A 21,355-nucleotide genomic window follows, 5' to 3' on the forward strand; every position below is an offset into this window, starting at 1 on the left:
GCTTTCCCGTCAGTAGGTCCCGTCAAACGCGAAGATCGGCTTGCGCTGCTTCCACAGGCCGGCGGTGAAGTCCGGGAACTCCAGGGTCTGGAAGCTGTTGGCGATGGACTGCTCCGACAGCGGGGTGATCGCGCTCCAGGTGATGGCGTCGTAGATGTCGATCGGCATCGGGGCCTTGGCCTTCAGGGCTTCGACGAAGGCGTGGATCACGAACCAGTCCATGCCGCCGTGGCCCGCGCTGGCGGCGGTGTCGGCGTGCTGCTTCCACAGCGGGTGTTCGTACTGATCCTGGTAGGCCTTGAACGGTTCCCACTTGTGCGGAGGGCTGCGGCCTTCGATGTGGATGGACTGGTTCACGTCCATCCACAACCCCTTGGTGCCCTGCACGCGGAAGCCCATCGAGTACGGGCGCGGCAACGAGGTGTCGTGCTGCAGCAGGATGGTTTCACCGTTTTCGCAGGCCAGCGTGGTGGTGACGATGTCGCCGAGCTTGAAGTTCACCTTGGTGCTGGGGTGGGTGGTGCCGCCACTCTTGGCCACGGTGTACTCATGCAGGCCGCGCGCCTTGCTGGCGAACGCGTTGATATGGGTGAAACGGTTGCCGCGGTTGATGCCGGTGTACATGGCGCACGGGCCGATGCCGTGGCTGGGGTACAGCTCGCCGTTGCGGTCCACCGAATGCTGGGTGCGCCAGCGCGCTTCGGACCACGCATGCGGGCCGAATTCCACGCCACTGTCGTACGGCTGGGCGGGATCGCCGGAGTTGAACTTCACCCCGCGCAGGTCGTGCTGGTAGCCGGCCTGCAGGTGCACCAGTTCACCGAACAGGCCGTTGCGCACCATCTGCAGGGTCGCCATCACGTCGCGGCGGTAACAGACGTTTTCCAGCAGCATGTACGGGGTGCCGGTGGAGAGCTGGGTCTTGAGCACGTCCCAGTGGTCCTGCAGGGTGATGCCGGCGACCACTTCACAGCCCACCGCGATTTTGGCCTGCATGGCGGCGATCGCCATCGGCGCGTGGTACTCCCACGGCGTGGCGATGATCACGCCATCCAGGCCGCGCTGTTCGAGCAGGCGCTTCCATGCGTTGCGGTCGCCGTCCTGGCCGTAGGCGGTGGGCGCCTTCCTGCCGGCCTTGGCCACCATGTCCATGCCGCGCTTGAGCATGATCGGTTCAATGTCGCACAGCGCGACTACTTCCACGTCGTCGCGGCGGACCAGCTCCTTCAGCAGCACCTGGCCACGCATGCCGGTGCCGATCAGGCCCAGGCGCAGCGTGCGCCCGCGTGCCCAGGCCGGCGTTTCCGGCAGCAGGCTGGTGGCGGCCAGGGCCGCACCGGCGGCAATGAATTCCCTACGCTTCATGGAACGTTACTCCCTTTGGAAGCGCGCCGGCCGGGACCGGCGCGCTGGAACAATCAGAACTTGTAGCCGACCTGCAGACTGTAGCTGCGGCCGAAGATGCTGGCATAGTCACTGGAGTCACCCAGGAAACTGTTCGGGTCGTAGAACGGCAGGCGGTTGAACAGGTTCTTGACCGTGAAGCCCAGGCTCCAGTGGTCATCCGGGCGCCAGCCCACGCTCAGGTTGGCGGTCCACCACGACGGCACGCCATCGCACTGGGCCGGATTCACCGGCAGCGAGCCGGCGGTGCAGGTGTCCGGGTTGTTGTCTTCGGCATCGACGCGGTCCCACGCCCACTTGGTGCCGCCCACATAGTTGACGAAGAAGCTGGTGGTGACCTGCTTGTAGGACCAGTCGGCGTTGAACGTGGCACGCATGCGCGGGTTGCCGTAGTAACCGATGGTGTTGCCGTAGTACCAGCGATCGGTGTCGTCGATGTAGGCCTCCTTGCGGCGCGCGATGGTGGCGGCCACGCCGATGTTCAGCGCGCCCCACTCACCGAGCATGAAGCGACCGCGCGCGTCGATGTCGAAACCGTCCACCAGGGTGCGGCCCTGGTTCTTGTACTGGCCCACCACGGCCGCCACGTTGCCCACGCTGTAGCCGGGCAACGCGCCCGGGCAGCTCACGCCGCTGGCCGGGTCGGCGCACATCTGCGCAAGCGCAGCCTCGGCCGCCCGATCGGAGTCGCTGATCGGGTTGCGGGTCATCGACAGGATGTCCTGTTCCTTGCTGTAGTCCGGCGCGGCGATCTCGTTGCGGCGGTAGATGAACCAGTAGTCGGCCGAGATCGACATCCAGCTCGCCGGCTCATAGACGAAACCCAGCGTGGATATCTTGGCCTTCTCCGGCTTCAGGTCCTGGTTGGGCTGGGTCATGCGCGCCACGGTACGGCTGCAGTCGGCGTTGAGCAGCGAGTTGCCCAGGTCCACGTCGCCCGGGCGCCTGGACTGGCGCAGCAGGTTGGCGATGGCATTGGTTTCATCGCAGCGGATGTCATCCTCGAAGCCACCGAGCTGGGCGAACACGCCGCCGGTGCCCGCTTCGGCCAGGCTGGGCGCTCGAAAGCCTTCGGAATAGGTACCGCGCAGCAGCAGTTGCGGCAGCACCTGGTACTTCAGGCCGATCTTCGGGGCCAGGTTGGCGCTGAAGTTGGGGTACTTGTCCACGCGCAGCGCCGCATCCAGTTCCAGCTTGTCGGTGAGCGGGGCCACGGCCTCGGCAAACAGCGCGTAGGTGTTGCGCTTGCCGTCGAACCACGAGCCACCCTGCTGGGTGATCAGGCCGTTGGCGGCGTCTTCGTTGCCCGGGGTGTAGAAGGTTTCGCGGGTGGCATTGAAGCCGAACGCGGCGCGCACGTCGCCGGCCGGCATGCTGAAGAGCGGGCCTTCGATCTTGCCGTCCAACGTATGCAGGCGCGTCCACGACTGGATGTCGAAGGTGGGGTATGCCTCGCGGATCAGCTTGGCGTTGGCGTCACTGATGACGCCGAACTGGTAGGCCGGATTGTCGGAGATGATCACCCGCCCGGTGCCCGGGTCGATGGTGTAGGGTCCAAACGCGCGCTCGAAGCCTTCCAGGTTCACGTTGACGGTCTGGTAGGTGACCGAATGGCTTCCGGCGGTGGCGAACGCGGTTTCCCAGTTCCAGTCGTCGCCCAGGGCACCGCGCAGGCCGGCCAGCACCCGGTAGCTCTGGTCGGTGTTGCGCTGGCCGAAGTGGCCATCGCCTACATCCTGCATCAGGTAGTTCAGGCCCACCACGCCGCCCATGAGCGCCTTCAGTTCCGGGCTGGCCAGGTTGTAGACGTTGTTCGGTCCCAGATACGGGGTGCGGAACTGGTTGACCACGTTGCCGGTGTTGCGCGAGTACCAGCTGGACGGATTGCCGGTCGTGGTGTTGTAGGCAGAGGGCGTACCACCGTTGGCAGTCAGGTCGATATCGGTGTAAGTGACCTCGGCGAACGCCTCGGTGCTGTCGCCGATCAGGAAGTGCGAGCTGATGTACGCCGTGGCGCGCTCGGTCTTCGCACCCGCGTCGACTTCGCGGTTCATCCATTGTTCCCACGCGCAGCTCGTGCCGGCGGCCTGGGTGATGGGAGTGGTGCAGCCGGGCGCCGCTTCCTGGCGGCGCGCGTTGGTCACCGGATCAAACGCGAAGTAGGTGCCCGGGTTGAACTCACCCGGTCGGCTGCCGACGCCCAGGCGGAAGTTGCTGATGTAGTTGGGGTTGTTGACGTAGAACTGGCTGGGCCGCTTGTCGTAGAAGTCGCTGATCGGAATCGCGTTGCGGCGATACAGGTTCACGGAGGCGTAGACGTTGTATCGGTCTTCGTCCAGGTCGCCGAAGCCGGCGGTGATGCTGCCCTGCTGCTCGCCGTAGGAATCGATGCGCGAGGACTTGTCGGCGGTGATGTTGATCTCCGCGCCCTGGTAGGAGCGTTTGGTGATCACGTTGATCACGCCGGCCACCGCGTCGGTGCCGTACACGGCCGAGGCGCCGTCGGTCAGCACTTCCATGCGTTCGATGGCAGCGGCCGGAATGGCGTCGATGTTGACGAACTGGGTCTGGAACCCGGCCGGCGCACCGTAGTACGACAGCCGCCGGCCGTTGAGCAGCACCAGCGTGCCCTGCGCGCCCAGGCCGCGCAGGTTCGCCTGCGAAGCGCCGTCGGAACCGGTGAACAGCGAGCGCGAATCCTGCTGGCCCGGGCGCGCGGCGGGCAGGTTGTCGAGCACCTGCAGCAGCGTACGCGCGCCCATGTTCTCGATGTCCTGCTTGCTGATCACCTGCACCGGCGAGGAGGTTTCCACATCGCTGCGGCGGATGTTGGAGCCGGTGACCTGCACGCGCGCCAGTTCGGTGGCGTTGGCTTTTGCCTTGGCATCAACGGCCGTGTCGTCGTCCTGGGCAAACGCCGGACCGGTGACGGCCAGGGCAAGCCCCAGCGCGACGGACAAGGGTGTAGCGGGGATGCGGCGATGGCGATGGCGTTCGTTCAACATCTTTGGCTCCTTGTGCTTCCGCAGCGTGGGGCTGCCTGGGTGGGTTTTTTCGGCAACAGTCACCCGCACCACGGCCGGCGGGCCGTAGTCGGGAAACGGTGGGGAATTCTGTTTTTCGGTACGTCCCTGGGTTACGGCGACACGATGGTGGCGGTATCGCCCTCCTGTCCGATCAGTGCGGCGTTGGCCCAGTTGCCACACACCTGTGCGGGCTGCGTGCCTTGTGCGCCCAGCGTGCGCAGGCTCAGGCGCTGCAGGCCGCGGATATCCAGTTCGGGCTTGACCACGCCCGGTGCCTTCACCAGGCCGCTGTCATAGAGCAGGCGGTCATCGCCCCAGACCTGGAACTGCATGCCGCCGGCGCTGCGGCACGCATCGTCGATGCCCAGGTCCGCGCGCAGCAGGCGCCACTGGCCCTGCAGCTGCAGGTCGATGCGGCTGGCTGGGCCCACGCCCAGGCCACGGCGGAACAGCAGGCCGTTCATGCGCATGGGTTGGCCGCCCTGGAAGGCGAGGTCGGCGCGCACCTGTGCGTTGGCCGCGGCCGGCAAGGTCAGTTCGGACAGGTAGCGCTGCTGCGCCGGGCGCTCTGCAACCTGGTGTTCCAGGATCTGGAACGTGGACAGGGTGATCGGACCGACATCACGCGGTTGCAGTGCATCCACCGCACGCGCGACGTTGCCCTGCGCCGCAGTGACCATCGGGTCGCTGCCGGCGGCCCCATCACCGTCCGGGTTCTGCACGCTGAGCACGCGGAAGCGCAGCAGGCGGCCGGCACGGGCGGGGAAGTCGATCTGCTGCAGGTCCTGCTTCAGCGCCAGGCGGCCGCGCTTGATCGGCTCGCCCCATTCGCCATTGGTGTCGGCCAGGTAGATCTCGTAGTCGCGGATCTGCCCGCTCTTCCAGTGCTGGTCATTGCGGGGTGCCAGTGCGATGCCGTCGATCAGGCGGCGCTCGCCGAAGCCGATCACCCATTCGTGGGCGCCGGTGCGCACGGCCTGGTTGCGCACGGTGCGGAACCAGGTGGCCGGGTCATCGTCGAATGCCTTTTCCAGTTCGTAGCCGCGCTCTTCGGCCGGGCGGTTGACCACCAGCAGGCTGTCGGCCGGCAATGCGCGGCCCAACACCGGTGCGGCGGGGAACACATCATCGGCAGCTGCCGGTGCCTGTGCGATATCGAGCTGGAAGGCCAGCGGCTGGCGGATATCGGTGGGTACGGTACGAACATGCACGGTGCCGCGGCGTTCGCCTGCATCGAAGTACCAGCCTTCCGGCGCGACCTGCCACGCGGCGGCATCTGTGAGCATCGGCAGCGCGCGGCCATCAAGAATTACCGCTGCCGGCTTCTGCCGGCTGAGTACGCGCAGCGCGTAGCGGCGCTGTGCCAGCTGCCCCTGGTACTGGCCGCGCACGCCATCGATGTTCACCTGCACCCGGCCACTGCCCTGCGCCGGGGCCTGCATGGTGACCTGCTGCTGGCTGGATTCGCCCTTCTCGTAGCGGCGCGTGTTGCCGTCGTCTTCGTACAGCGTGTACTGCGAGCTGCCCTGCGGGTAGAGGTCGAAGGTGACCTCATCCAGCGGTTTCTGGCCGTCGTACAGCATCTCCGGATACATCGGCACGATGGCACCGGCCCGCACGAACACGGGGATTGTTGCCAGATCGACCGGGCGGTCCAGCTGACGGCCTTCGGCACCGGCCTGCAGCGCGCGGCCGTCCCAGTAATCGATCCAGCGGCCCTGCGGCAGGTGGATGTCGCGGCGCCAGCCACGGCTGGCGGCCTGGCTGCGGTACACCGGCGCCACGAGCAGGTCGCGGCCGAGCAGGAACTGGTACTTCCAGGTTTCGTTCCAGGCGTTGGGGTCCTGCGGGTAATCCCACATCAGCGCGCGCAGGATCGGCGCGCCGGTCGTCGCCGCGTCGTGTGCCAGCCCGTACATGTACGGGGTCATGCGCATTTTAAGCTTGAGGTAATCGCGGTTGACGCTGCGGTAGGGCTCGTCGAACCACCACGGGTGCTTGCGCGCGCTGCCCGACCAGCCCGACATGCCCATCAGCACCGGGGTGAAGCTCTTCCACTGAAGGTCGCGGGTGAACGTTTCGGCGCTGCCGCCGAAGATCGCATCCACATCGCCACTGGCGTAGGCCATGCCCGAAAGGCCCGATCCGACCAGGGTGGGAATGTGCCAGCGGATGTAATCCCAACTGCTGCTCTGGTCGCCGGTCCAGGCGACCGCATAGCGCTGGATGCCGGCCCAGCCCATCACCGTCCACAGGAACGGGCGCGAATCGGAGTTGTGCAGGATGCCGTTGAACGCGGACTGGTTGGCATCCATCGCGAACTGGTAGCCCTTGCCGGTCCAGGCCACGTCCAGCTTCTGCACGCGGCTGCCGGCGGTGCCGACTTCCCAGGCGATCTTGTCCACGCCGTTCTCGGTCCACAGCCCGGTCTTGAAGCCGTAGCCAGCCAGGCCCTTCACCGTTTCCGGCAGGGCCTTGTAGCCGCAGCCGTAGCCGTCGTTGGGCAGGATCCAGCCGCCGGGCATGTCGTGCTCGCGGTACTGTTTTGCCACGCTGTCGACCACGTCCGGGGTGGTGCCGGTGGGGCCATCGCTCCAGCCTTCGGGCACGCTGCCGGGCTTCTTGATGTTGTCGCCATCGTTGTAGCAGTCGGCATCGCCGTACGAGAACGCCCAGCGCGGCAGCAATGCGGCGCGCCCGGTCAGTGCGGTGTAGCGGTCCAGCAGCGCGGGCAGGCCGGCGCCGACGAAGTAATAGGCATCGAAGCGGTCTTCGCGGTGCAGCAGCGTGGCCTGGTCGGCCTGGCGCAGGTCGTAGCTGCCATCGCTCCAGGTGTTGCGCAGCATGCCCCAGCCGCGTGAGCTGAGCAGCATCGGCGCGGGGTTGGGGCGGTCGCCCTCTTCCCAGCCACCGGAGTAGGAAACCTCCAGCTCACGCCCCTTGAAAGCGAAGCGGCCGTTCTGCTGGCCACCGCCGACGAACTGTTCGTCGGCCTGGCTGCTCAGCACCTGCACGCTCTGTGCGGTATCCAGGTCCAGCGGCTGCAGTTCGCGCCACAGCGGCACGTCCTTGCCGGCCTCGCGCCGGTCCAGTGCCAGGCGCAGCGGCTGGCGCTGGATGTGCAGCACCAACGCGTCGGTGCGGATGCGCACCTCGTTGCCGTCTTCCTCCAGCTGGAATGGCACGGCCGCAGTGGCCTGCGGCAGCACGATGGGGGCGGCCTTGTCGCCGGCCGGCAGCAGTTTGCCGGTGCGGCTGGCCTGCACGCGCAACAGGTCGGGGCGCAGCAGGTCCACGCGCACGGTCATGCCGTTATCGGTGGTCAGCGTCCAGGCAGTGGCCGACGCGGCCGGCTCGGCACGTAGTGCGCTCAGGTTGCCCAACGGCGCTGCCAGCGCCGGTGTCGCCGCCAGCAGCGACAGAAGAGAGATGGCCAGTACGGTGCGTCGACAACGGGTAACCACTTCGCCCCCAAAGCCCGCGTTCGGCGGGTGTCCGAAACCAGTGCGGCCGACTATGGGGCAGGCTATCGAAAGATGTCAAGAAATTGAAAAGAAAAAAGATTAGGAATTCTATCAAAACGAAAGATGATGCAAAGCACCACTTTCCTTCTGCCAGCTGAATGCGCTAATTTTTTCGTTGCAGTCCGCGCAGATAGACGCGATCAATTGCGCAAGAACCGACATCAATAGTGAAGACTGTGACCCGGATATCTTATTTTAATCTTTCGATATTTGACATTTCGAAAGAAAACGCTGATCGTGCGGTCGCCCAACAGGAATAGCGAATGGACGTCACTCTGCTCCCCGATATGCCCGCCTGGCAGCGCCTGGGTGGCGCGCACACCGCAGAAGAGATCGCGCAGCAACCCGCCCTGTGGTCGGCATTGGCCGACGTGCTGGAGGTCGCCCGCGAGCGCATCGATGCGTTCCTGGGTGACGCGCTGCGCCAGCCGGGCCAGCGGGTCATCTTCACCGGCGCCGGCAGTTCGGGCTTCATCGCCGAGATGGTCGCCGACCAGATCAATGCGCAGTGGCCGGCAGACGTCCGCGCCATCCACACCACCAGCCTGCTCACCCACCCGGCGCTGTACCTGCAGCGCGACCGCCCGACCCTGCTGGTGTCGTTCGGGCGCAGCGGCTCCAGCCCGGAAAGCGTGGCGGCGGTGGACCTGGTGCGGGCGCAGGTGGACGACGCGCGCTTCCTGGACATCACCTGCAATGCCGATGGCGCGTTGGCACAGCGCGGCCAAGGCCGCAGCGACACGCTGTCGCTGCTGATGCCGCCGGCCAGCTGCGACCGCGCCTTTGCCATGACCAGCAGCCTGAGCTGCATGCTGCTGGCCGCGTTGAGCGTGTTCGATGGCGCGCCGTGGGCCGAGCGCATCGCGCGCCTGCGCAGCCTGGCCGAGCGCGGTACACAGGCCGTAAACAACTGGGACGCCCCGGTCGCAGCGCTCGCGCGTACCGATATCTCGCGGGTGATCTACCTGGGCAGTGGCCCGCTGGAAGCGACCGCGCGCGAAGCGGCGCTGAAAGTGCTGGAACTCACTGCCGGCCGGGTGCTGGCGCTGGCCAACACCCCGCTTGGGTTCCGCCACGGGCCGAAATCCACGCTCAATGGCACCACGCTGGTGGTGGTGCTGCGCAGCGCGCAGCCGCTGGCGCGACGCTACGAGCAGGACCTGCTGGAAGAGCTGCGCCGCGATGGCATCGCCGCCCGCGTGATCTCGGTCGGCCCGGCCGGCAGCGACAGTGCCGACGGCGATTTCCTGCTGCAGGTACCTGCCCTGCCCGATCCGTGGCTGGCCCCGCTGTGGCTGGTGATGGCGCAGTGCTTCGCGCTGCAGCGTTCGGCCGTGCTCGGCCTGACCCCGGACAACCCCTTCCCGGATGGCACGGTCAACCGCGTGGTGCAGGGCGTGACGATCCACGACCATGGCTGAGCAGCGCATGCAGACCTGGTACGGCATTGATATCGGCGGCACCAAGATTGAACTGGTGGCCTGCGACGCTGCGCTGAACGTGCATTATCGCCAGCGCGTGGCGACGCCCACGAATGACTACGCCGCCTTCGTGGCGGCGGTCGGCCAGCTGGTGGATGACGCCGATGCAGCCGTTGGCACGCGTGCGGTCGCGGTAGGCCTGGGCCTGCCCGGCGTGCGCGATCGGGACAGCGGCCGCCAGTTGAGCGCCAACGTGCCCGCGCTGAGCGGCCACACGGTGGGGCATGACCTGGAAGCACGGCTGCAGCGCCCGCTGGCACTGGGTAACGACCTGCAGTGTTTTGCCCTTTCCGAAGCGCACGACGGCGCCGCCGCCGGCTACCCCAGCATGTTCGGGGTGATCCTCGGCACCGGCGCGGGCGGTGGCTACTGCCTGGGCGGAAAGCTCGTCGCGGGCAACAACGGCATTGCCGGTGAGTGGGGCCACTGGAGCCTGCCGGCCACGCTGCAGCTGCGCCATGACCTGCCGCTGCTGGACTGCGGCTGCGGGCTGCGCGGCTGCCTAGAGCGCTATGTCTCCGGCAGCGGCCTGGCGTTGATCCATGAACGCCATGGCGGCCTGGCCTGCGACGCCACCGCCGTGGTGGAGCAGGCGCAGGCCGGCGATCCGATCGCGCTGCAGGCGCTGGCCATCCACCGCGACCTTCTCGGCTACAGCTTCGCCAGCCTGATCCTGGCGCTGGACCCGCACGTGATCGTGCTGGGGGGCGGGCTGTCGAAACTGGAGCAGCTGTACCGCGACCTGCCTGCCGCCATTGCGCCCTACCTGTTCAACGGGGTGCGCGTACCGCCGATCCTGCCGCCAGCCTTCGGCGATGCCGGCGGTGCACGCGGCGCGGCGCTGCTGGCGCGCCAGCACCATCCCGCGCCCTGAACCCCTTCTTTCCGTTCCGCTGCACCTGGAGTGTTGCCATGTCTGCCGTCCAATCGTTGATCGCCGCCCATCGCCAGGGCCAGCCCGTTGGCCTGTACAGCGTGTGCTGCAGCAACGAGCAGGTGCTGCTGGCCGCCATGCAGGTCGCGCGCGAACACGACACGGTGCTGCTGATCGAAGCCACCTCCAACCAGGTGGACCAGTTCGGCGGCTACACCGGCATGACCCCGCCGCAGTACCGCGATTACGTGCTGCAGCTGGCGCGAAGCCAGGGCTTCCCGGCGGAGCGGCTGATCCTGGGCGGCGACCATCTCGGCCCGAACGCCTGGCAGAAGGGGCCGGCCGACGTTGCGATGGCCAGCGCGCGCACGCTGGTTGCCGCCTACGTGGCCGCCGGCTTCCACAAGATCCACCTGGACTGCAGCATGTCCTGCGCCGATGACCCGACCCCGCTGCCGGATGCGGTCGTGGCCGCGCGCTCGGCTGAACTGGCGCGCATTGCCGAACGCACGGCCGCGGAGAACGGGCTGCCGCCACCGGTCTACGTGATCGGTACCGAAGTGCCTGTTCCCGGTGGCGAAGCCTCCCTGGAAGGTGGCTTGGCCGTGACCACGCCCACCGCTGCCGCCGTCACGCTGGCGATTCACCGCGAGGCATTTTCCGCACCGGACCTCTTGCCGGCCTGGGAGCGGGTGATCGCCATGGTGGTGCAGCCCGGCGTGGATTTCGACCACAGCAGCGTGCACCACTATGACCCGGCCGCCGCCCGCGAGCTCTCGGCGTTCGTGGAAACCCAGCCGCGCATCGTGTTCGAAGCCCATTCCACCGATTACCAGACCGAAGCCGGCCTGCATGCGCTGGTGCGCGACCACTTCGCCATCCTCAAGGTGGGCCCGGCGGCGACCTACGCGTTCCGCGAGGCGGTGTTCGCGCTGGCGATGATCGAACGCGAGCTCCTTCCCGGTGCGGAAGCGTCACGGATCATCGAGGTCCTGGACCGCTGCATGCTCGACAAGCCGGCCAGCTGGGCCAGCTACTACCAGGGCGATGCGCACGAACAGCGCCTGCTGCGCGCCTATTCCCTGAGCGACCGCAGCCGCTACTACTGGGGCGAACCGGCCGTGCAGGCCGCGCTGACCACCTTGGTCGACAACCTCACCCGCCAGGCACCCCCGCTCATGCTGCTCAGCCAGTACCTGCCCGAACAGCTGCGCGCGGTGCAGGCAGGTGAGCTGGCGGCCGAACCGCTGGCGCTGATCCGGCACAAGGTGGGCCTGCGCCTGGCGGAATACGCCCGGGCTTGCGCTCGCAATGCGTTCGGCGCGGATAACGAAGCTTTTTCTGCCACGGAGCTTTCGGAACGGTAAGCTTCGGCTTTCCTTCCGAACGGAATCGCCCCATGCGCAACACACGGCAGCGCCGCCAACAGATCCTGCAGTTGCTGGTCGAACACGGCAACGTGCAGGTCAGCGAACTGGTGGAGCGCTTCGGCGTCTCGGCGGTGACCATCCGCGCCGACCTGACCCACATCGAAGCGCAGGGCCTGGCCACGCGTACCCACGGCGGCGCCACCCTGGTGCGCAAGCCACCGCTGGAGCAGGACATCCATGAAAAAGACACGTTGAACCTGCCGCTGAAAGACAGCATCGGCGCGCATGCCGCGCGGCTGGTGCGCGCTGGCGACAACATCATCATCGATTCCGGTTCCACCACCATGACGCTGGCGCGCCACCTGCGCGAACACCGCGACGTGACGGTGATGACCAACGGGCTGAACATCGCCTGGGAGCTGGCCAATGCACCGGGCGTGGAACTGCTGCTCACCGGGGGCCTGCTGCGCAAGCAGTCACTGTCGCTGCAGGGCAGCCAGGCCGAGGCCAGCCTCAATACCTACAGTTTCGACACCCTGTTCCTGGGCGTGGACGGGCTGGACCTGCAGTTCGGGCTCACCACCCACCATGAAGCCGAGGCCCGCCTCAACCACCGCATGGTGGAGCGCGCACGGCGCGTGGTGGTGCTCACCGACGCCTCCAAGTTCGGCCACGTCAGCCTGCACCGCATCGCCCGCCTGGACCAGGTCCATACCATCATCACCGACGCCAGCATCGATGCGGAGTACCTGGAAGGGCTGCAGAAGCTGGGCATCGAAGTGATCATTGCCGAGTCGCCGCCTTGAACCCGGTTTCCACCCTGCATGGCCGCGTGCTGACCCCGTCCGGGTGGGTGCGCGGCGACATAGCGTTTGGCCAGCGCATCGTGTCGATCAGCAGCGACCACGCTGACCCGCGTGGCGATGACGAGGTGCCGCTGATCCTGCCCGGCTTCATCGACCTGCATGTGCATGGCGGTGCCGGGGTGGACATCATGCAGGGCGGAAATACCGCGCAGACGGTGGCACGCGCGCACGCGCGGCATGGCACCACCGCGCTGCTGGGCACCACCATGACCGCGGAGACAGGCGACATCGTGCGTGCGCTGCAGGGCCTGTCCACCGCGATTGCGCAGCGCGATACCGGCATGGCGCGCGTGCTGGGCGTTCACCTGGAAGGCCCGTTCATCAGCGCCGAGCGCCTGGGTGCGCAGCCGCCGCTGGTGGTGGAAGCCACGCTGGAGGATGTGCGCCGCCTGCACGCCATCGCACCGATCAAGGTGCTGACCCTGGCACCGGAAATCGGCCAGCACCTTGCATTGATCCCCGCATTGAACGCGCTCGGCATCCGCGTGCAGCTGGGACACAGCGCAGGCAGTTACGAGCAGGGCGTGGCCGCGCTGGAGGCAGGCGCCGCCGGCTTCACCCATCTGTTCAACGGCATGACCGGCGTGGACCACTACCACCCCGGTATCGCCACGGCGGCGCTGGCGCATGCCGAGTACGCCGAACTCATTCCCGACCTCCAGCACGTGCACCCCGGCGCGATCCGCACCGCGCTGCGCGCGATTCCGCGCCTGTACTGCGTGACCGACGCCACCGCGGCCACCGGCATGCCCGATGGCGAGTACGCGCTCGGCGTGCAGCGCGTGCACAAGTGCCTGGGCTGCGTGCGCCTGGAAAGTGGCTCGCTGGCCGGCAGCGCGCTGACCATGGACCAGGCACTGCGCAACCTGGTTGCGCTGGGTCTGGCGCTGGATGACGCATCCAACCGCGTTTCACGCTACCCCGCCGACTATCTGGGCCTGGATGACCGCGGCCGCCTGCAACGGGGCGCGTGGGCGGACCTGGTCGTGCTCAACCATGACCTGCGCGTGCAGCAGGTAGTGGTGGAAGGCGAACGCATCACGCTTGACTGAGTGATTCCGCGCCCCGTGCGGCGCGTTCCAACGTAGACAGGACCGCACCATGAACGACGCTTCCGCCGTGATGCCCGTGCCCGCTTCCGCCAACGCGCCGCGTTGGCCGGTGCGCTATCTGCTCTTCATCGGCGGCATGGGCGGCCTGCTCTACGGCATCGACATCGGCATCATCGCCGGCGCCCTGCCTTACCTCGAGGCTACGGCCACTGCCAGCTGGCACCTGACCACCCAGCAGCTTGGCTTCGTGGTGGCTGCGGTGCTGCTGGGCAGCGTGCTGTCCTCGCTGTTTGCCGGCGCCGTGGCCGACCTGATCGGCCGGCGCGGCGCGATGGTGCTGGCCGGCGTGTTGTTCACCGCCAGCATTCCGGTGATGGCGCTGTCCGAAGGCTATGGACCGCTGTTGATGGGGCGCCTGCTGCAGGGCATCAGCGGCGGCCTGATCGGCGTGGTGGTGCCGCTGTACCTCGCCGAAGTGTTGAGTCCCGAACGGCGCGGGCGTGGCGCGGCGATGTTCCAGCTGCTGCTCACCATCGGGCTGGTACTGGCGGCGGTGATCGGGCTGTATCACGCCCACAGCGTGGACGCCGCCACTGCCGCCGTGCGCCACCTGCCGGGCGAGGAGCAGCAGCGCCTGTTGTTCGCGGTGAAGGATCACGCCTGGCGCACCATCTTCTGGAGTTGCCTGCTGCCCGGGTTGGTGTTCACCGGCGGCGCGTTGCTGATCAGCGAATCGCCCCGCTGGCTGGTGCGGCGCGGCCGCATTGAGAAAGCACGCAGCGCCCTGCAGCGCACGGTGGCGCCGGCGGAGGTGGAAGCCACGCTGGCGCGCATGCAGGCACCCGATGCACCGGCCAGCGATGGCAGCCCGGCCAGGCGCGATCCGCTGCTGAGCCGCCGCTATGTGTGGCCCTTCGTGCTGGCCTGCCTGGTGCTGGCCTTCACCCAGGCGACCGGCATCAATTCGGTACTGGCCTATGCGGTGAACATCCTCCACCAGGCCGGGCTACCCGGCGCGGTGGCCAACTGGGCCGATGTCTCCATCAAGCTGCTCAATGCGCTGATGACCATCGTCGCGCTGGTGCTGGTGGATCGCAAGGGCCGCAAGTTCCTGTTGATGCTGGGCACCGGCGGCATCACCATCGCGCTGCTGGGCGCCGCGCTGCTGTTCGTTCGCAGCGAACACGGGCGGTTGGATGTACAGCCCGCGCTGCAGCAGCAGGTGTACGGGCAGTCGCTGTCGCTGCCGATGGATGCCGCACAGTGGCGCCGGCTGGATGGCAACGCCGACGGTCAGCCGCTGCAGCTCACGGTGTCCTACGCCTACGGCGGCTTCAGCAACGTGCGTTCGCTGCGCAGCGACAACCCCATCGACGCCACGCTGCAGATCCGCCGCGAAGACGCGGTGTCGGCTGACAGCGTGATCGGCGCGTTCTTCCGCCGCCTCAACCTCAACCCGTTCCCGGATCCGGCCGCCGCCGTGCAGGCGCCGCTGGTGATCGAGCGCGCGGTCATCGGCCCGGTGCCCTCGCCCACGCACGGCTGGCTGGTGGCCGGCTGCATCCTGCTGTTCGTGGCGTTCTTCGCGGTGGGCCCGGGCGTCTGCGTGTGGCTTGCGCTGTCGGAGCTGATGCCTACCCGCATCCGCTCCAACGGCATGAGCATCGCGCTGCTGATCAACCAGTTCGTATCCACGGTGATCGCGGCGATCTTCCTGCCCACGGTGGGCCACCACGGCTACGCCAGCATGTTCTTCTTCTGGGCCGGCTGCACGCTGCTGTACTTCCTGGTGGCCGCGTTCCTGCTGCCGGAAACCAAGGGCAAGACGCTGGAGGAGATCGAAGCGCGGTTCCGCTAGACAGCGCTACGGTCGCCCGGTGATCCGGGTAACCAGCGCGGTGGCTTCGTCCGCCTCAAGGCCCGAGGTCATCATGCTCTCGCCGAAGGGGCCGCTGAGGTTCGCCCGGGAGATCGGTTCGCCATCGACGGTGAGCACCATCGTCCGTCCGACCAGGCGCTCGGTGGCGCTGTGGATGCGAGGCGCGGCGGCGTCGGTGAACGCGTAGTACACGTTGGCCTTTCCGTCCTCGTTGACCACCTGGCGCACGCTGGCAATCGCGCCGGTCGTGAACACGGGCGGGTTGGCCAGCTTGACGGTCTCCCCGTGTGCGAAGCGGACCTCGACGCCCGGCTCGCCGACCTCCGCGACCGGGCGCATTTCGATGCGTACATCGGCGAGCGGCGGGTTGCCCTGCGCTGCAGGGTTCAACGCCGCGCCGTTGTGCTGGTTGCATGCCGTGACCAGCAGCAGGCTCGCTGCCGCCAGGCTCCATCGCCATCCGTTGCGCATTGCCGTACTCCCATTGTTTGAAGCATTGTTGCCCGAACCGGAGCCGTCAGCGCAACTTCCTGAGCCGGAACGCCACCACGACCTGCAGTACGCCGTAGATCAGGCTGCCGATGCCGATCCACAGCGTGGTCACCGCCACCCCGCCGAGCGGGTTGCCGAACATCATGACGCCCAGCACGATGGCCAGCAGGCCGCTGACGATCAGCAGCCATTCGCCTTCTATCTGCCTGCGTACGCGGATGGCGAACACGATGCGGTACACACCGGCCAGGATCAGCCAGATCGCCAGCAGCAGCACCAGCACCTTGGCGGTCACCAGCGGGTTGATCACCGCCAGCGCGCCAAAACCGATCGAGGCCAGCGCGTAGACCAATGCCCAGCCGCGCGGCGCGCCGCTGTTGCCGCTGAATACCGCGAACAGGCTGACCAGGCCTTCTACCAGCGCCATGACCCCGATGGCCCAGGCGAGCCCGGCGGCGGCGGACAGCGGCCGGACGATGGCGATCAGGCCGAAGCCGATCGCGATCAGGCCATACAGCAGCACCACCCACCAGCTGCGGCCCACCAGCGACAACAGCGACGTAGTGCGCAGTTCCGGAGCCTGGCTCATGACGGTGTTCCTGGGAGGAGGGTCAACCGCGATGCTAGGCCCACGCCCTGTGCAGGCCATGGCAAGGTGTCACGGCGCCCGGGCGCAGACCCACAGCATGGCCTCCTGCAGGCCGGACCGGCGCAGCGCCCTCACGGCCGCGTCCAGGGTGGCGCCGGTGGTCATCACATCGTCCACGAGGGTCAGCCGGGACGGCGGGGTGGCCCGCACGGCGAAGGCCCCTTTGAGGTTCTGGCGGCGTGCATCCGCGTCCAGCGTGGACTGGGCCAGGGTCGCCCGGCTGCGGCACAGCCCGGTCCAGAGCGGCAACTGGAGCTCCCGCGCCAACGGGCGGGCCAGTTCCCGGGCCTGGTCGTAGCCCCGCTCGCGAAGCCGGCGCCCATGCAGCGGCATCGGCAGCAGCGGGTGCTGCGCGAAGTCCGGCACGGCGTGCAGCATCAGCTGCGAGAGCAGCCGCCCTGCGGCCAGGTCCTGGTGGAACTTGAAGCGCAGCACCAGCCGGTCGATCGGCGGCGCATACAGGAAGGTCGCCGCCGCGCCGGCCTGCCGCGGCGGCTCGGCCAGGCAGGCACCGCACACCTTGGCCGGTTCATCGGGCGGCAGCGGCAGCGCGCACAACGGGCAGGCATGGTCGTTCCACGGAAGCTCGGCGTAGCAGGCGGCACACAGATCCAGCCCGTCATTTCCCGGATTGGCGCAGACCAGGCAGCGCAGCGGCAGGCAGTGATGCCCCAACCACCCCAGCACATCGTAAACTTTGCGAAAGTTCATATGGTTGACAGCCTCCTTCAACCTCACCAGACTGCCGCCCCTTCGTTCTCCAATCTGTCAGGACACTCCCATGGCTTCTGTCATCCGCCACGACTGGCACCCCGAGGAGCTGCTGGCGCTGTTCGAGCTGCCCTTCCCGGAGCTGCTGCACCGGGCGGCGGGCGTGCACCGGGAGCACTTTGATCCCGCCGAGGTGCAGGTCTCGACCCTGCTCTCGGTCAAGACCGGCGGCTGCCCGGAGGACTGCGCGTACTGCCCGCAGGCCCAGCGCTACGACACCGGGGTGAGCGCACAGAAGCTGATGGCCACCGACGACGTGGTCGCCAAGGCCCGCCAGGCCAAGGCGGCCGGGGCGTCGCGGTTCTGCATGGGCGCGGCGTGGCGGTCGCCCAAGGACCGCGACATCCCCAAGGTGGCGGCGATGATCCGCGAGGTGAAGGCACTTGGGCTGGAAACCTGCGCCACGCTGGGCATGCTCGACGGCGCGCAGGCCGTGGCCCTGCGCGAGGCCGGGCTGGACTACTACAACCATAACCTGGACACCGCGCCGGATTACTACGACTCGATCATCCACACCCGCCAGTACCAGGACCGGCTGGATACGCTGGAACACGTGCGCGAGGCCGGGCTGAAGACCTGCTGCGGCGGCATCGTCGGCATGGGCGAAACCCGCGCGCACCGCGCCGGGCTGCTGCTGGCGCTGGCCAACCTGCCGGCGCACCCCGATTCGGTGCCGATCAACCGGTTGGTGCAGGTGGCGGGCACGCCGTTGCATGGCAGTGCCGAACTGGACCCGTTCGAGTTCGTGCGGATGATCGCGGTGGCCCGCATCGTGATGCCCAGGGCAATGGTGCGGCTGTCGGCCGGGCGCGAAGCAATGAGCGATGAGCTGCAGGCGCTGTGCTTCCTGGCCGGGGCCAACTCGATCTTTTACGGCGAAAAACTGCTGACCACCGGCAATCCGGACACCGAACGCGACCTGGCCCTGTTCAGCCGGCTGGGTCTGCGCCCGATGGCGGTGCAGGTGGATGCGGCCGGGCATGACCACCCCGGCACCGTGCATGCCGACATCACCTGTGGAGGTGGTTGCGGACAAGCGGCCTGAGCCCTGCCCCGGGCGGTGCAGCGCAGCGCCCGGCAACCGGGTACGCTAGCTGCCCTGCCAGCCCATGACATTGACGACCATGGCCCGTACCGACCTGCACGACCGCATCCAGTCCCAGCGCAAGCTTCGCGAAGCGCAGGGTCGTATCCGCGTGCGCCGCACGGTAACCCGGCGCGATGGCGTGCGCCTGGAGGTCAATGGCCAGTGGCTCACCGGCTTCTGCAGCAATGACTATCTGGGCCTGTCCCAGCAGTTTGGCGTGGTCAGCGCGCTGCAGGATGCCGCCGCGCGCGAAGGCGCCGGGGCGGGCGCCTCACACCTGATCTGCGGCCACCATGCGCTGCATGAAGCGCTGGAACAGGAAGTGGCCGACTGGTTGGGCTACCCGCGTGCGCTGCTGTTTGGCAGCGGCTTTGCCGCCAACCTGGCGGTGCAGCAGGCACTGCTCAGCGAAGAAGACGATGTGTGCGTGCAGGACCGGCTCAACCACGCCAGCCTGCTCGATGCCACGCGCCTGGCCGGCTGCCGCCTGCGCCGCTACCCGCACCTGGATACCGAAGGTGCGCTGCGCCAGCTCAAGCACGCGCCCGACGGCGCGGCGATGCTGGTCACCGATGGTGTCTTCAGCATGGATGGCGACATCGCCCCGCTGCGCTCGCTCTCGCTGGTGGCGCGCATGCAGGAAGCGGTGTTGTACGTGGACGACGCACACGGCGTGGGCGTGATCGGCGAGCACGGCCGCGGCTGCGTGGCCGACGCCGGGCTGGGCGTGGCCGACGTGCCGCTGCAGCTGGTCACGCTGGGCAAGGCCTTGGGTGGCAGTGGCGCGCTGGTGGTGGGCGACGAGGCGATGATCCAGCACCTGGCCGAAACCGCACGCCCCTACATCTACACCACGGCGGTGCCGCCGGCGCAGGCGGCTGCGGCATTGGCCGCCGTGAAGCTGGCACGCCGCGACGACTGGCGCCGCGAGAAGCTGGCCGAGCTGGTCGGCGTGTTCCGTGCCGGCGCGCGCCAGCATGGGCTGGAACTGATGCCCTCCGATACGCCGATCCAGCCGCTGCTGTGCGGGGCCGAATCGACGGTGATGGGCTTGTCGGCCGCGCTGGAAGCGGCTGGTTTCCTGGTCAGCGCGATCCGTCCGCCGACCGTGCCCGAGGGCAAGGCACGCCTGCGCGTGACCCTGTCGGCGCTGCACACGGTGCCGGAAGTACGTGCGCTCACCGATGCCATCGCCCACGCACGCGACCAGGTGCTGCGCCAGCAGGCACTGGATGCGCTGAGCGCGTGATGCACGGCGGTTGGGTGTGAGCATGCATATCGAGGTGGTCGGCAGCGGGCCGGCGCTGGTAATGATCCACGGTTGGGCCCTGCATGGCGGTGTGTTTGCGCCCCTGGTGGAGCGGCTCTCAGCGCAGTTCGAGCTGCACCTGGTCGACCTGCCCGGGCACGGCAACAGCCGCGACGATGCCACCCCGCTGCGCCTGCCGTTCGTGGTCGGTGCGATTGCCGCCGCGACCCCGCCGGCCGTGTGGTGTGGCTGGTCGCTGGGTGGGCTGTTCGCGCTGCATGCGGCGGCCACGCTGCCCAAGGTTCGCGGGCTGGCGATGATCGCAGCCACACCGCGCTTCGTGCGTGGCGAGGACTGGCCATACGCCGTGGAAACCGCGGTCTTCGAACAGTTCGGCCAGGACCTGGCGCAGGACTATCGCGGCACGCTGGAGCGCTTCCTGGCCCTGGATGCGATGGGCTCCGAACACGCCCGGCAGGAACTGCGCAGCTTGCGCGCGGCGCTGGTAGCGCGCGGTGAGCCTGCCCCGCGTGCCCTGCAGGAAGGCCTTCGCCTGCTGGAAAGCGCTGACCTGCGTGGCGCCCTGCCCCGCCTGCCCGTGCCCAGCCTGTGGTTGGCCGGTCAGCGCGACCGGCTGGTGTCGGCGCGGGCCATGCAGGCCGCTGCCGCGCTCGCACCGCGTTCCAGCGTGCATGTAGTGGCCCATGGCGGACACGCGCCGTTCCTGGGCCACACCGACGAGGTGGCGGCGCAGCTGCAACACTTCGTTGCCTCGCTTTCCTGACCCACCCGCGCGCGCATCGCCGATCATGTACGCCTGTCCCCCACTACGGAACTGATGCATGGACCTTGGAATCGCCGGCCGCTGGGCCCTCGTCTGCGCTGCCAGCAAAGGCCTGGGACTGGGCTGCGCCCGCGCGCTGGCGCGCGAGGGCGTGAACGTGGTGATCGCCGCCCGGGGTGAGGAAGCCCTCGCCCACGCCGGTGAAGAACTCCGGGCGCTGCCGGGCGCCGGCAAGGTGATCACGGTGGTGGCCGATGTCACCACCGAGGCCGGCCGCGCGGCGGCACTGGCCGCCTGCCCGCAGGTGGACATCCTGGTCAACAACGCCGGTGGGCCGCCGGCGGGCGACTTCCGCCAGTTCGAGCGCGAGGACTGGATCGCTGCGCTGGACGCGAACATGCTGGCGCCGATCGCGCTGATCCGTGCCACCGTGGATGGCATGATCGAACGTGGCTTCGGGCGCGTGGTCAACATCACCTCCTCGTCGGTGAAGGCACCCATCGACATCCTGGGCCTGTCCAATGGAGCGCGCTCGGGCCTGACCGGCTTCGTCGCCGGGCTGGCGCGCCGCACCGTGGCCCACAACGTCACGCTCAACAACCTGCTGCCCGGCCAGTTCGACACCGACCGGCTGCGCGGCAACTTCGCCTACATGGCGCAGCAGCAGGGCGTGGATGCGGGGCAGATTGCCGAGCGCAAGCGCACCCACATTCCGGCCGGGCGCTTCGGCACCGCCGATGAGTTCGGCGCGGCGTGCGCGTTCCTGTGCAGTGCGCAGTCGGGTTACATCACCGGGCAGAACCTGTTGATTGATGGCGGGGCTTACCCCGGCACGTTCTGAGTTTCC

The 21,355-nt window shown here is 68.0% G+C and carries 16 protein-coding genes; 10 read left to right on the plus strand and 6 right to left on the minus strand.

The annotated features are described in order from the left end of the window. Positions 1-9 precede the first annotated feature (9 nt). The 3 genes from BAY15_RS18015 to BAY15_RS18025 form a co-directional block, all read right to left on the minus strand. Positions 10-1,365 carry a Gfo/Idh/MocA family protein gene (locus tag BAY15_RS18015; protein ID WP_068854343.1) on the minus strand — a complete coding sequence of 452 codons (1,356 nt, stop codon included), beginning with the start codon at positions 1,363-1,365 and terminating at the stop codon, positions 10-12. A gap of 53 nt (positions 1,366-1,418) precedes the next feature. Beyond that, complete coding sequence (locus BAY15_RS18020; protein WP_068854344.1) at positions 1,419-4,409, minus strand: TonB-dependent receptor domain-containing protein; 2,991 nt, start codon at positions 4,407-4,409, stop codon at positions 1,419-1,421. A 131-nt stretch (positions 4,410-4,540) separates the two neighbouring features. Then, positions 4,541-7,894 carry a TIM-barrel domain-containing protein gene (locus tag BAY15_RS18025; protein ID WP_068854345.1) on the minus strand — a complete coding sequence of 1,118 codons (3,354 nt, stop codon included), beginning with the start codon at positions 7,892-7,894 and terminating at the stop codon, positions 4,541-4,543. A 323-nt stretch (positions 7,895-8,217) separates the two neighbouring features. Here BAY15_RS18025 and BAY15_RS18030 point away from each other — a divergent pair, with 323 nt between their 5' ends. The 6 genes from BAY15_RS18030 to BAY15_RS18055 are packed head-to-tail and all read left to right on the plus strand — an operon-like array spanning position 8,218 to position 15,455. Further along, positions 8,218-9,375 carry an SIS domain-containing protein gene (locus BAY15_RS18030; protein WP_068854346.1) on the plus strand — a complete coding sequence of 386 codons (1,158 nt, stop codon included), beginning with the start codon at positions 8,218-8,220 and terminating at the stop codon, positions 9,373-9,375. Continuing rightward, entirely contained in the window at positions 9,368-10,309 is a 942-nt protein-coding gene (locus BAY15_RS18035; protein WP_068854347.1) for an ROK family protein, read from the plus strand. The genes BAY15_RS18030 and BAY15_RS18035 overlap by 8 nt, the downstream gene beginning before the upstream one ends. A 38-nt stretch (positions 10,310-10,347) precedes the next feature. Then, the gene (locus BAY15_RS18040) at positions 10,348-11,676 is read left to right on the plus strand and encodes a D-tagatose-bisphosphate aldolase, class II, non-catalytic subunit (RefSeq protein ID WP_068854348.1); all 1,329 of its coding nucleotides are present in this window, start codon (positions 10,348-10,350) and stop codon (positions 11,674-11,676) included. A 32-nt stretch (positions 11,677-11,708) separates the two neighbouring features. Beyond that, positions 11,709-12,485, plus strand: coding sequence for a DeoR family transcriptional regulator (locus tag BAY15_RS18045; protein ID WP_068854349.1), 777 nt, complete (start codon positions 11,709-11,711; stop codon positions 12,483-12,485). Next, the gene (nagA, locus tag BAY15_RS18050) at positions 12,482-13,597 is read left to right on the plus strand and encodes an N-acetylglucosamine-6-phosphate deacetylase (protein WP_068854350.1); all 1,116 of its coding nucleotides are present in this window, start codon (positions 12,482-12,484) and stop codon (positions 13,595-13,597) included. The genes BAY15_RS18045 and nagA overlap by 4 nt, the downstream gene beginning before the upstream one ends. Before the next feature lie 49 nt (positions 13,598-13,646). Beyond that, on the plus strand, positions 13,647-15,455 hold the full coding sequence (locus BAY15_RS18055; RefSeq protein WP_068854351.1) for an MFS transporter: 1,809 nt from the start codon (positions 13,647-13,649) through the stop codon (positions 15,453-15,455). Positions 15,456-15,461: 6 nt separating this feature from the next. Here the strand turns inward: BAY15_RS18055 and BAY15_RS18060 are convergent, their stop codons facing one another. The 3 genes from BAY15_RS18060 to BAY15_RS18070 form a co-directional block, all read right to left on the minus strand. Continuing rightward, positions 15,462-15,947 (minus strand): SecDF P1 head subdomain-containing protein, encoded by a 486-nt coding sequence (locus tag BAY15_RS18060; RefSeq protein WP_068854352.1) that lies wholly within the window; start codon positions 15,945-15,947, stop codon positions 15,462-15,464. 46 nt (positions 15,948-15,993) lie between these two features. Beyond that, positions 15,994-16,557, minus strand: a complete 564-nt coding sequence (locus tag BAY15_RS18065) for an HdeD family acid-resistance protein (protein ID WP_068854353.1) — start codon at positions 16,555-16,557, stop codon at positions 15,994-15,996. 69 nt (positions 16,558-16,626) lie between these two features. After that, entirely contained in the window at positions 16,627-17,328 is a 702-nt protein-coding gene (locus BAY15_RS18070; RefSeq protein WP_068854354.1) for a ComF family protein, read from the minus strand. A 70-nt stretch (positions 17,329-17,398) separates the two neighbouring features. Here BAY15_RS18070 and bioB point away from each other — a divergent pair, with 70 nt between their 5' ends. From bioB to BAY15_RS18090, 4 genes are all read left to right on the plus strand, one after another. Further along, on the plus strand, positions 17,399-18,433 hold the full coding sequence (bioB, locus tag BAY15_RS18075; protein ID WP_068854355.1) for a biotin synthase BioB: 1,035 nt from the start codon (positions 17,399-17,401) through the stop codon (positions 18,431-18,433). 79 nt (positions 18,434-18,512) lie between these two features. Next, the gene (gene bioF, locus BAY15_RS18080; RefSeq protein WP_068854356.1) at positions 18,513-19,724 is read left to right on the plus strand and encodes an 8-amino-7-oxononanoate synthase; all 1,212 of its coding nucleotides are present in this window, start codon (positions 18,513-18,515) and stop codon (positions 19,722-19,724) included. Positions 19,725-19,746: 22 nt separating this feature from the next. After that, positions 19,747-20,508, plus strand: a complete 762-nt coding sequence (gene bioH / locus BAY15_RS18085; RefSeq protein WP_068854357.1) for a pimeloyl-ACP methyl ester esterase BioH — start codon at positions 19,747-19,749, stop codon at positions 20,506-20,508. Positions 20,509-20,566: 58 nt separating this feature from the next. Next, positions 20,567-21,349: an SDR family oxidoreductase gene (locus BAY15_RS18090; RefSeq protein WP_068854358.1), complete on the plus strand. Its 783-nt coding sequence runs from the start codon at positions 20,567-20,569 to the stop codon at positions 21,347-21,349. Positions 21,350-21,355: the final 6 nt, after the last annotated feature.

The organism is Stenotrophomonas rhizophila (assembly GCF_001704155.1).
GTDB lineage: Bacteria > Pseudomonadota > Gammaproteobacteria > Xanthomonadales > Xanthomonadaceae > Stenotrophomonas > Stenotrophomonas rhizophila_A.

What these genes read in the sequence shown, in the direction of transcription:
- BAY15_RS18015 (WP_068854343.1), bottom strand. Translation starts at nt 1,365, where the DNA reads ATGAAGCGTAGGGAATTCATTGCCGCCGGTGCGGCCCTGGCCGCCACC.
- BAY15_RS18020 (WP_068854344.1), bottom strand. Translation starts at nt 4,409, where the DNA reads ATGTTGAACGAACGCCATCGCCATCGCCGCATCCCCGCTACACCCTTG.
- BAY15_RS18030 (WP_068854346.1), top strand. Translation starts at nt 8,218, where the DNA reads ATGGACGTCACTCTGCTCCCCGATATGCCCGCCTGGCAGCGCCTGGGT.
- BAY15_RS18035 (WP_068854347.1), top strand. Translation starts at nt 9,368, where the DNA reads ATGGCTGAGCAGCGCATGCAGACCTGGTACGGCATTGATATCGGCGGC.
- BAY15_RS18040 (WP_068854348.1), top strand. Translation starts at nt 10,348, where the DNA reads ATGTCTGCCGTCCAATCGTTGATCGCCGCCCATCGCCAGGGCCAGCCC.
- BAY15_RS18045 (WP_068854349.1), top strand. Translation starts at nt 11,709, where the DNA reads ATGCGCAACACACGGCAGCGCCGCCAACAGATCCTGCAGTTGCTGGTC.
- BAY15_RS18055 (WP_068854351.1), top strand. Translation starts at nt 13,647, where the DNA reads ATGAACGACGCTTCCGCCGTGATGCCCGTGCCCGCTTCCGCCAACGCG.
- BAY15_RS18060 (WP_068854352.1), bottom strand. Translation starts at nt 15,947, where the DNA reads ATGCGCAACGGATGGCGATGGAGCCTGGCGGCAGCGAGCCTGCTGCTG.
- BAY15_RS18065 (WP_068854353.1), bottom strand. Translation starts at nt 16,557, where the DNA reads ATGAGCCAGGCTCCGGAACTGCGCACTACGTCGCTGTTGTCGCTGGTG.
- BAY15_RS18070 (WP_068854354.1), bottom strand. Translation starts at nt 17,328, where the DNA reads ATGAACTTTCGCAAAGTTTACGATGTGCTGGGGTGGTTGGGGCATCAC.
- bioB (WP_068854355.1), top strand. Translation starts at nt 17,399, where the DNA reads ATGGCTTCTGTCATCCGCCACGACTGGCACCCCGAGGAGCTGCTGGCG.
- bioF (WP_068854356.1), top strand. Translation starts at nt 18,513, where the DNA reads ATGGCCCGTACCGACCTGCACGACCGCATCCAGTCCCAGCGCAAGCTT.
- bioH (WP_068854357.1), top strand. Translation starts at nt 19,747, where the DNA reads ATGCATATCGAGGTGGTCGGCAGCGGGCCGGCGCTGGTAATGATCCAC.
- BAY15_RS18090 (WP_068854358.1), top strand. Translation starts at nt 20,567, where the DNA reads ATGGACCTTGGAATCGCCGGCCGCTGGGCCCTCGTCTGCGCTGCCAGC.